Raw genomic sequence first — 12,288 nt, 5'->3', positions numbered from 1 at the left:
CTCCCCTATCTTTAACTTCTCGGTTTTCATTAACTCCATACCCTCTTTGGTACCGCCACCCCTAAGAAGATAATCCCCCTCTCTTATCCGGTAAACACACTCATCAGCCTCAAGAAGTCGAGCCGCCTGCTTTGCTATCCAGGGGAGGAGCTCTTCTTTTGAGATAATAGAGGTGATCTTCTTACCGACTTCATAAAGAATCTTTAGCTTCTCATCTACCTTCTTTCTTTCTGTTATATCTCTTATAGTACATTTATATTCTAAATACTTATTCTCATCATGTTTAGCTATGCCACGGAATCGAACGTATAACTCTTTACCATCCTTTTTAACAAACTTAACCTCTTGATCGATAATACCTTCCTCTTTGAGTCTAGAGAAGAATTGATTTAAATTATCCTTTGACTTCTCTGAAAAAAGTATCGATGTATGTTTACGCTTCAGTTCTTCCTTTTTGTATCCAAACATTTCCAAAAAGGTATTATTTGCTTCAATAACGATCCCATTTCCATCTAAAGAATAGTAACCATCAGGAGCATTTTCGTATAAATCCTTAAATCTCTCCCGAGATTCTTTTAGGATCGTCTCCATCAGCTTCCGTTCTGTTATGTTACGAAAAACCAGAACAACACCTATAATGTCTCCTTTATAATCTTTTATGGGAGCCCCATTGTTATCAATGGGTATTTTCATTCCATTCTTAGAGATCAACAGAGTATGATTTGCCAGACCAACAATATTACCTTCTCTTAGTACCTTCGAAAAAGGATTTTCAACCCTTTTACCAGTTTCTTCATTTATAATATTGAAAATATTTTTTAGAGGTCCCCCTAAAGCATCTTCTTGATTCCAGCCGGTCAAGTTTTGAGCAATAGGGTTCATAAATGTTACACAACCCTTTGTATCTGTGGCTATTACTGCATCGCCGATACTATTGAGGGTTACAAGAAACCACTTTTCATTCATCTGAGGGAGCTTGGTTTTTTGGTAAAGCTCAGTTTCTAATGTTTTCAATCCAATAACCTCTTAGTAAATATACAAAAATTTATCGCTAAAACATTTTCTTCTGAAAAACCTTATTTCTCCTATATTTATCGTCATTAGAGATAATAACTTTAGACTCAATTATCGGGAAGGATTTGAGCTAAGATATTGATATTAAAAAAGTAATGCAGATAGATGAGAATAAATCATGCACTGATTGACTTTTAGTCTTTAAAGTGGTTTGTTTAAAGTCTTTAAAAATTTTTACGCAAAATCAATTGTTTAAATTATAAGACAATCTCTCTTTCTTTTTCTGTTAACATCAAAACCTTATTCAGCCAGAGGTTGGAATAATGGATTAAGAGCTTTGGAATAACATTCCCCTCGATCAAGAAGGTTTTCTCCGGCAATTCCATATCCCTTTGAATACAGAGAAAGATAACGGATAAAACCCCGGTATATGCTTCCTGTTCCTCTATGTTCTGGGCCTGGCTTGGTGTAGGAGGGATCCCCTTTTTGATATTCTCTATGTTATCAATGCCTGCCTTTATAAAGTAAGGGAGTCCCTTCGTACCAGGATATTTAATGGATAACTCTATTTCTTTAGAGACCCGCAACGTCTCTTTTATGTCTTTATCAAGTCTTTTGGCCCATTTTTTTATTCTTTTTAAATATTCCAATCTGTATGAGTGAAAGAGATCAGAGGGTGATAAAGAATCTTTACTCTTTTTCTCTTTTTTATAAAAAGATTTCCCCTTAGTGTATGCTGAATAGAGCCTTAAATTTGAGAATGTCTGGCCTAAAGAGATAATATTTTTCAGGATGATTGACTTGTCTCTAAATGAGGAATGAGGATATTTTCTTGTTATCTTGGATAAGAACCCATAGGCTTTTTCAAAATTTAATCTGTATATCTCCTTTTTGGCTTTCTCAAATAGAGATTCTTCTGAGTCTTCTTTTGGTGCAAAACCATTTAGAGATAGAAAAAAAATACCCACCGTGATGAGAATAAGGATTTTTTTAAGACTCATCATTTAAGACCGAGATATTTTTTATTTTTATGGTCCTGGTCCTATCAATAGATTTGGGAGGAACATACTTATAGCAGGAATATAGGTCAAAAGGATCAGAACAAAAAGGGCAATCATAATAAAGAATATATTAACCCTCATCACCTCGGTTATCGATACCTTAGCTACAGAGCATGTGGTCAAAAGTACAGAGGCAACCGGAGGAGTCTGCTGTCCTATGCCTAAGTTAAAGGTAACAATGAGTCCAAAGTGGATAGGGTCAATCCCAACCATATTCACGAGAGGCATAACAATAGGAACAATCATGATAATGGCTGCGGCGCTGTGTAAAAACATGCCAGCAAAGAGAAAGAAGAGATTCATCATCATCAAAATGAGATACTTATTCTGGGTCATGGCTATGATATTTGCTGCAATCCTCTGGGGAATCATCTCATTGGTTAAGACCCAGCTCAAAAGTGCTGAACCGGCAACAATCAGCATAACGATTGCTGTCTGTTCTCCAGCATCTAAGAAGATCTTAGGAAGACTTTTTAGCTCGAGTTCTCTGTATATAAATATACCAATAATAAGGGCGGATGCTGCTGTTACACCTGCTGCTTCTGTTGCTGTAAAGATTCCACTAAAGATACCACCAATGATGATAACAGGAATAAGAAATGTCCAGGCGGCCTCTTTGAAGGTTTTCCATACATTTTTTAGATTGAACATTTCCTCTACTGGCCATTTCTTTTTTACGGCAAAGTAATAGGAGAGAGCCATCATGGAACCTCCAGCTATTATACCCGGAATAACCCCTGCCATAAATAACTTTACAATGGAAGTCTCAGCCATAACAGCATAGATAATCATCGGAATACTCGGAGGGATTATGATAGCACAGGTTGCAGAGGCCGAGGTTACCGCTGCTGAAAAGTCTAGGGGGTATCCCTTTTTTCTCATGGCCGGGATAAGGATACTTCCTAAGGCTGCAGCATCTGCCACAGCTGATCCAGATATCTCTGCAAAGAACATGGAGGTAACGATATTGACCATAGCAAGCCCACCGCGGATAAATCCTACAAGGGCACCTGCAAAGTTAATCAATCTTTGAGATATCCCAGCAGAGTTCATCAAGGCCCCGGTAAGAACAAAGAGGGGGATGGCTAAAAGAGGAAAATTGTCAGCACCATTAAATAGTCTTAGAGGAACAGTTAATAGATCTATATTCTTTATCAGCATAGCAAAAGCGGCAGTTAAAGCAAGAGCAAAACCAATAGGAACATTGATTAAAACTAAACCAACAACAAGGACGAGAATAATCCACCCCATCTAAGATTGCTCTCCTTCTTTTTTAAACCACACCTCTACTATCTGAATCAAACAGAGTATCAACATTAAAGAAGCAGTTATTGGTAGGACAGCATTGATATAGCCAATAGGGACAGGTAAAGTAATAGCGGTTTCTCCTGTCAATTCTGTTGTTAATCTCCAACCATATTTTATAAGAACTAGATTTAAGAATATCAGGAAAATATAAACAACGGACATAACCATCTTTTGAATAGATTTCGGCATAAGCTCTACCAGACTCTCAAACCCAATATGTCTCTTTCTCTCTAGGGCAATTACAGCACCCCAGAAAGTGACCCAGACCAAGATATAACCTGCAAATTCATCATACCAGCTTATGGAATGCCCTGCTTTTCTAAAGATTACAGCAACCACGACTAAAAGGGTCATGGCAATCATCAATAGGATGACGATATATTCTACTAATCTCAGCACAAAGTCATACAACTTTTTCATCTATCAGAATCTCCTGTTCAAAACAAGCTAATAACATAATCGAGCCCCTTCTATTTTTAAGAAGGGGCTCTTTTTCGGTATTTCTGTTATTACTTAGCTGCTTTCATGATTTGGTCCAGAATCCACTTTCCATCTGCACCAAACTCTTTTGGATAATCATCATAGAGGCTCTTAGAGGCATCCATAAAGGCTTTGCGGTTTATGTTATTTATCTTCATATGTTTTTTGGCCTCTTTCATCAGCTTCTTATCCATGCTCTTCCCTGTTCTTCTCGCATAATCTCCTGTATCTGCACCAGCTACTCTTAAGGTGTATTGAAGCTCTGGAGCAAGACCCTCGAAGAACTTTTTGCCGATCAAGCCATAGCCTGGCGTATAAACATGGTTGGATATAGAGAGATATTTCTGGACTTCATAAAACTTTGCCGACATAATCTGGGCCATAGGGTTTTCCTGCCCATCGATTACACCCTGCTGCAAGGCAGAAAAGACCTCTTTAAAACTCATAGATGTTGGATTTGCACCGAGTGTCTTAAAGAGCTTAACCCTTGCAGGGCTTTTGGGAGTTCTCAGTTTGATTCCTTTGAGATCTTCAGGTGTATTTATGGGACGAGCATTGTTTGTTATCTTCCTGAACCCATTCTCCCAGAAACCAAGGATAATATATCCTTTTTCTTGGAGAACCTGATCGAGCTTCCAGCCTACAGGCCCTAACAGTACATTTTCTACATGTTTTCTGTCTTTGAACAAGAAGGGAAGTTCTTGAAATCCAAAAATAGGGGCTACAGCAGGAACAACTGTTGAAGGAACACACATCTCTAAATTTCCCAGACGAACCGCCTGCATCATCTCTTTATCTTTACCCAGCTGGCTTGCCCCAAAATTTCTTATATCAATGGCGCCCTGGCTTCTCGCCTCTACAATCTTTTCAAAATAGTTTCCTGTTTTCTCAAAGAGAGAACCAGTAAATCCAACGTGCCCTACTCTTATCACAACCGGTTTGTCTGCAGCCAAAACTGAGCTAGCAAGGGGTCCAGCTATCATTAGAATGCTTAAAATCAAAGCTGTGAATAATACTCCTTTCTTTATCATAAGAAAATCTCCTTCTGCAGGTTTACATCTCTAATTATGAAAAAAATACTGAGTCGTCCTGTCAGAAAACTTCTTCTCACCTCCTTTCTTTATGAATTTATCAAATTATGTCTCATTAAATTTCAAAAACCCAAAAAAGGAAAAAATCTTCCTTTTGAAAGAGTCTGTGGAATTTACCAAAATCTTGATGATTTTGTCTCTATTTTTGATAACTGTCGAGTCATTCAACTTATAATACATTATACATCATGTCAAGTAAATTCTGATTTAGATGATTAATGTATTTTAATCCAAAATGATCATTTTTTATTTAATAATAATCTGAGTTTAATCGAATTATATTTAATGATTTATGGAAGTATAATAGCCTTGATGATATCGTTTTTATGACTGATCTCTTCAAAGGCATCACTAATATTCTCAAGTTTATATTCTTTGGTGATTAATGAATCGATATCGAGTAAATTCTGTTTTAGGGGTTTAAACATCCCTTCAGCCCATACCTGTCTCTCCTGATAGGTATGATGGACGAGACCTGTAGATCGGATATCTATACTATCATCATGCCAGCGGGAGATATTTAGTGTAATCGGTTTAACAATATGACTGTATAATACTAAAATCCCGTTGTGCTTAAGGGACTGAGTAGCTTGATTCATTGCCTTCTCTTCACCCGCAGACTCAACAGCTACATCAACACCCCTATTTTCTGTAACATCAAGGATTTTCTTTACGGGATCTTCTTTTAGTGGATTAGTAATGACATCAGCCCCCAATTTCTTTGCTATGCTGAGTTTTGGATCGGCAATATCAATAGCAAATATGGTTGTTGCCCCTATTTTTTTAACATATTGGAGAATAATCTGGCCGGCAAATCCCATACCAAAAATAGCAACCCTATCCCCAAGAGTAACACCAGAATGATATGCTGAAAAGACAGCACATGTTAATGGCTCTGCAAGGCAGCCGACACTAAAATCTAAATCATCTGGTATCTTCTGCAAACCAATGGTTTTTGCTTTAAAGAAATCAGAGAAGGTATTGCAATGGGAAAAGGAGGCTACCCTCTCTCCCTCTTTGAATTCATGAACCCTTTTTCCTACCTCTCTAACCACACCACCTCCCTCATGTCCAAGGTATATAGGGTATTTTTTCGTTGGAGGAAGTTCCCCCTGAAAATACATCTTATCCGTGCCACAGATTGAGGCCTGATATGTCTCTACTAAAACCTCATCATCTTCTAACTCTATTTCTCTATCAACAAGTGAAAGATTTCTAGGACCTTCAAGAAATGCAGACCGAACCTTCATATTAACCCCTTTTTATTTTAGCTTTCAAAAAGGCACCAATGAGCGCATGCCTTTCTTAAGAGCTTTTCTGCCCTGTAAGGATTGAATATCCCACAACAGCACTGTTTTGCCAGCTCCTCTGCTGCTTCTCTATAACTTATTCTTTTCTTTTTTAAATCTAATATCATCTTTTTGGCTAAATCTGCTGCTACCATGCCATGACCGCACATGGTACTGAACTCTAAAAAATCTTCGTCTGGAAGCTTTTCAAGCTTTCCATGGATCCCTAGGGAATACTCTGTTATATTCCACTTTATGCCTGTTTCTCTGCAACACTCATCCACCTCATCAAAGACCCCGGAGACCACAATAGAAATCCCCAAATCCTCTTTTTTGAGCTCCTCAATACATCTTTTCAGTTCATCCTTATCCTTGAATACAGCATGCACTATGGAGCTGTCTTTCATGCTATCCATAATAGAGTCGATATCAGTTGTAAATTTGTTTCCTGTCTTCATATCGCCGAAGTTAACAATCTCATACTTTAGGATAATCTGAAAAAAATTTCTCATCTTTTTTGCAGAACCAATATCATTTATCCCTTTGGCTGACATAGCCAGCATGGGAAAATCTTCTCTTAAATTTTCAAAATCTCCTCTTCGATGTAAGGTATGGGTCATTTTATTCTACCTCCAAGGCTTTTGGTCTTCCCAATCCAAGGTTTGTTTTTCCATTAATCCTATAGATAAAACCTTCTTGTTTAGCCATAGGAAGAGTGGGAATATGGCCCTCCTCATCAGGAAGGCATACCAGATTCAAGCTAAAGACGGTTTCTATTTTCTTCGAAGCTTCTTTTATAGCCTTTAAAACGAGCCTCACCTTTTCAAGGGGAGTCACAAATTCAATAATAGCTGATAAGACCTTCTCCTGAAGAACCTCTTCACTTAACTTTCCCCTCTTTTTATCAACCATAAGACCTGTAATAGGATTTTTAGATTCAAAATCTACCCCTACCTCTGCAATAGCCATAGCCACCTTTTCTAAATCACTTAATCTGGCACCAGTTCCTGGTCTTCCCATCTCAACAGAGATACCTGCATAGCCTCTTTTAAATCGACCAGTTACATCATTTGTCTTCATCTCTTCAGTACCCCTTCCGGGTATCTTTGTCTCCTTATGTTCGACAAGGGGGTTACTGAAATTACTCCTCACAGTCCTTGGCCATGCAGTGGTTTGTTCATAAATCGCATCCACAGGGCATACATCCGCCCTCTTACAGGCGCCACATTCAACACATTCCTCTTCGTCAACCACACTAGAAACCTTACCTGGAAGATGAGGAATCTCCTCTAAATGAATGGCATTCATTGTGCAATAATAATTACATCTTCTACATTCAATACATTTCTCTTGATCTATTCTCACTGTAAATCTCTCTTATTTTAATGTGAAGACCACTAGAAATTTTTGCAAAATCAAAACCCTTTTCCATAAGGAGCCTTCTCTTTTCCTCTGGAATTTCTATGTCTTTCCTGATCAACCACTGGGCTATTCCAGCAGGTTTGATTTCCCCAACAAAAATTGCACCTCTTAACCTGTCTTCCCTAAATATCATCCTTCGATACCAACGATCTTTAGGGAGATATCTGACCACCTCATCATAACCCATTTCTCTATCCTCTTGAATATAACCAAAAGAGATTATGGGAAGATTAAAGACCTTTATTGAATTCATGGCCATTCCCCCAGAATATTCCTGTCTTATTCCAGCCATGTTCAGACCGGCAATTCTCCCTTGGATAGATGCTTCAGGCCAAATAGGAATATTCTGATGTTCTCCAGAAATGATATCTTTTACTACAGCGACATCCCCTGCAGCATATATATTCTCTATATTAGTCTGGAGGTAATCATTAACCATTATTCCATCTTGAATCTCAATTTTGCTGTCAGCTAAAAAATCACAATTCGGCTTGACGCCTATCGCCATAATCAGTATATCCGTTGGTATCCTCTCTTCATTTACTATTACTGATTCAACCCTCTCCCTACCCAAAATCTCTTGAATGGTTGAATTTAAGATGATCCTTATGCCCTGAGATGTTACCTCCTCTGTGAGCATTTCTGAACAAATATGATCAAGCCTTAAAGGCAAAATCCTATCTAAAAGTTCAATAATGGTAATCTTGTAGCCAGGTTTGACAAGTGCCTCAGCCGTCTTTAAACCAACCAGACCCCCTCCTAATATGGTTACCCTTTTCCCTTGGCTTAATCCTGATTTTATCTTCTCCAAATCCTTTAAGTTACGAACTCCATATATCCCATCTTTATCAATCCCTTTAATGTCAGGAAATAGTGGAGAAGCACCAGAAGCTATCAGGAGTTTATCATATGTAAGCTTTCTGTTATCATCCAGAACAACAGTATTTTTCTCTGGATCAATTGATTTCACCTTTGAGTTAATTCGGAGTCTTATATCAAGGCTGGTGTAAAAATCTTCGTGACAAAGGGTCACCTTCTCTTTCGAAAATTTTCCTTTTATTATCTCAGGTATGGCAATTCTGGAATAGCCGTATTCTCCTTCATCAGAAACGATAGTGATTATTCCATTTCTATCTGCCTTTCTGATACTCTTTGCAGCACTTATTCCAGCTGCACTATTCCCTATTATCAGATACCTCATTTCATCCCTTTTCTTCTCCGATTGAGTATTTTAACTAACCGAACGGCAATCTCTTTACAATTCTCTTCCTTAGGATTGTAGATGATGGATGCACCAAAGATATGAGATATGTCCTCTGTTAAAATCTTCTCAACCTTTTCACTTCCGCCTATAGAAATAATTGAACCAATAAAGGTGGGAATACCAAGAGAAACCATAAGATTTATATCAGTAATGTTCTTTTCTTGCCCGACTTCTAGATATGCAGCAATTACAGGAAGTTCTCTTATTTCAACTCTCTTCCTCAAGGCAATTAAAGAAAGAAAATCTATGACCTTTGTCGTTTCAATAGAAGACCCGAAATTCAAAACCGGTGGTAGTCCTCTTTGTGTTCCTATTTTTTTGCTTAAATCTACAAAAAGCCTTTTTAGATGATTACCACAGTATCGAGAAGTAGCGGCTGGATCGAGGAGACCCATCTTAGCAAAAGCTGTTCCTGCTTCCCCCACGGCTATACACAATACATCTCTTTTCAATAGTTCGAGTGTTAATTGTATGGTCTTATTTTCCTGGGTCTGTCGTACATCATTTGATCCACCAAATACAACGATTCCTCGTATTTTTCCCTCCAAAATTTTATCAGCTATGAATTTAACTGACTTATCTAGGATTTTTCCATTAAATCCATCAATAACCTGTGTCTTTATATCAGGAATATCAACATTTGCCTGATCTCTTTTTTTATAATTCCTAGCGCTAACTTCTATAATATCCTTTGAGAATTTTTCTACGTCCTTCTCCAGCACATCTCGAACAGTAAAGATTTTTGTATGAAACTTCTTGCATAAATCGATTAAAGATGGATTGACACATTCTTCTCCCATAACAAGAGACTCAATAGCCCCTGTTAAGATAACCATTTCTTGAGAGCCACTATTCGTTATCGTGGGTATACCCAACATCCTCAGATATTCATTTTCACCAGTTGCATAGAATTTAATGCCCTCTTCTGCTCCTTCAAAACCCCTTTTAGAGTTTAATCTTTTTGCCTTGGAAACGAGTCTTTCAGCAATATAAATTGGTATATCTCCATGAAGTACAATATTGATACTCTTTCTTGAAATGGTACCGAGATTACTCTTTCTTGAAGCTAACGACTCATTTCCAAAGAGAACATCAAGGATATCTGAGGCAATATGCATTGCACTGTAAGCAGACAAAGATACCCTAAAGCTATTTAGGAGAGGAGGAAAACAGTCTTCTGTATTGAAGTTATAAAACCTTGAGAGAGAACTTAAGAGTCTATAAAAAGGGAGAGAAGGAAGCATATTTTTATTTTTAAGTCGGTTCAAGGTCTTTTTGGGAAGATAAGCTGAAAGCCATTTATCTGAGGCACTATCCAGACCAACGATATCTCCCTTTGCGGCTTCAACCATATCTTTCAAAACCCTTTCATGACTCTTTCCACTTATCCCTATGCCCAGGCTTTTCGCAAGGTCTTTGAGCCTTTTGGAATCTATCTGGTACTTATCCTTTTTCAAATTCTTTAAAAGGGTATTGAGGCTGTTTATCAGGGTCAGCGTATGATTTATTCTTGATAAAACCCCCATACTCGCTGCCTTCAGATATCTATTGGCTACAAAGCTATCCCTATTCTGACCGCAGATCCCCTCCTGGGCTCTATTTCCAAAGGGGTCTATGCGACATGGACCTTGAAAGCAATCATGACAACTCAGTCCTAATTCACCAAAGCCACATAGGGGCTGGGCTGCCTCATATCGATCCCAAATCAGATCAATACCCTGTTCAAAGGCCTTAGTAAGAAAATGCTCTACTGCTGGGTCAATTGATTTTTTTCTTATATCACTCATGGTTCACTCCATTTATCAAACTCTAAAATCAAGACTTACAACAGTTTTTTCTTTTTTCTCTTCTAATGCAAAAGATCTTTTTATGACACCCCTTCTTTTATCTTTGGTAACATCCTCCAGGTCTCCTGTTTCTATAAACATCAGTGCACCTGTAGGGCATCCATCAACACAATATGGCCCTTCCATATCAAAACACCTGTCACACTTCAGTATCATCTCTCTCTCTTTTGAGGGAGATATAATGCCAAAGGGACAAATCATGATACACATCCAACACGCAATACATTTGGAGTCTTCATAGATAACGGTTTCTGTTTCAGGATCTCTTCTCAGGGCTCCTGTGGAACAGGCATCTAGGCATGGAGCATCCTTGCATTGTCTGCACTGAAGCGGTAGGGAGCCTTCTTCTAATGCTTCAGCCTTGACTCGAGAAATAGGCTTTATCTTCTCTTTTACAGCCCCCAAGAGGCTCTTTGAAATAGATGACCTTTCAATAGCACATCTCAATTCACAGGTTCTGCATCCCGTACACTTATCAATATCAACAACGATCTCTTTGATAATGTTTGCCCTCTCTTTATCTAGACCTCTTTATAAACAGGTATTCCTTTGTCCTTTACATCTGCCCTATCATAGGCGCTCTTTAAAATATGCAATGGGTGGATTACCTCTAAATCGGTACCCTGCTCGATCTGCATCTTGCAGGCACCACAACTGGTAATTACCTTTTCAACCTGTGCCTTTTTTATCTCGTCAAATAATCTTTTACCTATCATCATTGAAAGATCAAAGTTTTTTGATTTCATGCCAAAGGTCCCCGCAATACCACAACAGCTATCTTTTATCTCTTTAACCTTGACACCGGGAACAAGCTTTATGAGTTCGAGCGGCTCTTTGGTTATCCCCTGAGCCTCTAAGTGACAGGGGTTATGATAGGCTACAGTCATCGGCATTTCGCCAAAATTGGAATTAAACTTGCCATCTTTATACAAAGAGTAGAGGAATATATGGATATCAAAGGTGTTTTCAGCAACCTCCACCGCTTCTTTCGACTCTAATAATTCTGGATACTCAATTTGCAAAGCAAGTGTGCAACTGGAACAGCTGGAAATAACAGGGTATCCCTTTCTGATCAGGGATAAGAGGCTATTGACATTAAATTGGGCACTCTGCCTCTGCGCCTTACCGCTTCCAGAGCTTATCTTTGCAACACCGCAACACTTTATCTTCGGCACAATAACTTCATAGTCATTCTTTTCCATCACCTTCAGCACTGCATTCCCTATCCCTTCGGGCTCATTAAACCTGGCGAAGCAGCCTGTGAAATAGACCACCTTTTTTCTCCCCTTTGAGCGCTGTTTCTTTACGGTCTTTGAAAAGCTGTCCCTTGAAAACTTGGAGAATCTCCTTCTGCTGTCAATCCCAACGGTCTTCTCCATAATCCTTCGAAGAGGATAGAGCTTCAGAATCTCGTTTGATAGGGGTGCGGTGAGGCTTCCCATTTTTGCCAATAGTTCAGAGTTTCCGAGAATGAGATTTTCGATTGTCTGGCCCTTCTTCTCCACATAATAG

Annotated in this window: 12 protein-coding genes; all 12 read right to left on the bottom strand. The window is 38.6% G+C overall.

Going from position 1 to position 12,288, the window contains the following annotated elements; translation table 11 throughout:
• Positions 1-1,014, bottom strand: a 1,014-nt coding sequence (locus VMW81_03660; protein HUU50036.1) for a PAS domain S-box protein, incomplete at its 3' end; no start/stop codon positions are given.
• A 257-nt stretch (positions 1,015-1,271) separates the two neighbouring features.
• Entirely contained in the window at positions 1,272-2,018 is a 747-nt protein-coding gene (locus VMW81_03655; protein HUU50035.1) for a hypothetical protein, read from the bottom strand.
• A gap of 24 nt (positions 2,019-2,042) precedes the next feature.
• A complete protein-coding gene (locus VMW81_03650) occupies positions 2,043-3,326 on the bottom strand; it encodes a TRAP transporter large permease (protein HUU50034.1) in 1,284 nt (427 codons plus the stop codon).
• Positions 3,327-3,803 (bottom strand): TRAP transporter small permease, encoded by a 477-nt coding sequence (locus VMW81_03645; GenBank protein ID HUU50033.1) that lies wholly within the window; start codon positions 3,801-3,803, stop codon positions 3,327-3,329. It lies immediately after the preceding gene.
• A gap of 89 nt (positions 3,804-3,892) precedes the next feature.
• Entirely contained in the window at positions 3,893-4,894 is a 1,002-nt protein-coding gene (locus VMW81_03640; protein HUU50032.1) for a TRAP transporter substrate-binding protein, read from the bottom strand.
• Positions 4,895-5,244: 350 nt separating this feature from the next.
• Positions 5,245-6,204: a zinc-binding dehydrogenase gene (locus tag VMW81_03635; protein HUU50031.1), complete on the bottom strand. Its 960-nt coding sequence runs from the start codon at positions 6,202-6,204 to the stop codon at positions 5,245-5,247.
• A 17-nt stretch (positions 6,205-6,221) separates the two neighbouring features.
• The gene (locus tag VMW81_03630; protein ID HUU50030.1) at positions 6,222-6,863 is read right to left on the bottom strand and encodes a hypothetical protein; all 642 of its coding nucleotides are present in this window, start codon (positions 6,861-6,863) and stop codon (positions 6,222-6,224) included.
• Between the two features lies 1 nt (position 6,864).
• Entirely contained in the window at positions 6,865-7,608 is a 744-nt protein-coding gene (locus VMW81_03625; GenBank protein ID HUU50029.1) for a 4Fe-4S dicluster domain-containing protein, read from the bottom strand.
• Positions 7,580-8,866, bottom strand: coding sequence for an FAD-dependent oxidoreductase (locus VMW81_03620; GenBank protein HUU50028.1), 1,287 nt, complete (start codon positions 8,864-8,866; stop codon positions 7,580-7,582). The genes VMW81_03625 and VMW81_03620 overlap by 29 nt, the downstream gene beginning before the upstream one ends.
• Positions 8,863-10,716 (bottom strand): hypothetical protein, encoded by a 1,854-nt coding sequence (locus VMW81_03615; protein ID HUU50027.1) that lies wholly within the window; start codon positions 10,714-10,716, stop codon positions 8,863-8,865. Before VMW81_03615 ends, VMW81_03620 begins: the two co-directional genes overlap by 4 nt.
• 15 nt (positions 10,717-10,731) lie before the next feature.
• Entirely contained in the window at positions 10,732-11,223 is a 492-nt protein-coding gene (locus VMW81_03610) for a 4Fe-4S dicluster domain-containing protein (GenBank protein ID HUU50026.1), read from the bottom strand.
• 74 nt (positions 11,224-11,297) lie between these two features.
• A partial coding sequence (locus VMW81_03605) for an anaerobic glycerol-3-phosphate dehydrogenase subunit C (protein HUU50025.1) occupies positions 11,298-12,288 on the bottom strand: 991 nt, incomplete at its 5' end.

Source organism: Nitrospinota bacterium, assembly GCA_035528715.1.
In the GTDB taxonomy this organism is placed as follows: domain Bacteria; phylum JADFOP01; class JADFOP01; order DATKYB01; family DATKYB01; genus DATKYB01.
Note: the sequence above shows the minus strand (reverse complement) of the source record. Positions and strands in the feature narration are given on the sequence as shown.

Bases quoted from the DNA above. Each gene is read 5' to 3' on its own strand.
- VMW81_03655 (HUU50035.1), bottom strand. From the start codon at position 2,018: ATGATGAGTCTTAAAAAAATCCTTATTCTCATCACGGTGGGTATTTTT.
- VMW81_03650 (HUU50034.1), bottom strand. From the start codon at position 3,326: ATGGGGTGGATTATTCTCGTCCTTGTTGTTGGTTTAGTTTTAATCAAT.
- VMW81_03645 (HUU50033.1), bottom strand. From the start codon at position 3,803: ATGAAAAAGTTGTATGACTTTGTGCTGAGATTAGTAGAATATATCGTC.
- VMW81_03640 (HUU50032.1), bottom strand. From the start codon at position 4,894: ATGATAAAGAAAGGAGTATTATTCACAGCTTTGATTTTAAGCATTCTA.
- VMW81_03635 (HUU50031.1), bottom strand. From the start codon at position 6,204: ATGAAGGTTCGGTCTGCATTTCTTGAAGGTCCTAGAAATCTTTCACTT.
- VMW81_03630 (HUU50030.1), bottom strand. From the start codon at position 6,863: ATGACCCATACCTTACATCGAAGAGGAGATTTTGAAAATTTAAGAGAA.
- VMW81_03620 (HUU50028.1), bottom strand. From the start codon at position 8,866: ATGAGGTATCTGATAATAGGGAATAGTGCAGCTGGAATAAGTGCTGCA.
- VMW81_03615 (HUU50027.1), bottom strand. From the start codon at position 10,716: ATGAGTGATATAAGAAAAAAATCAATTGACCCAGCAGTAGAGCATTTT.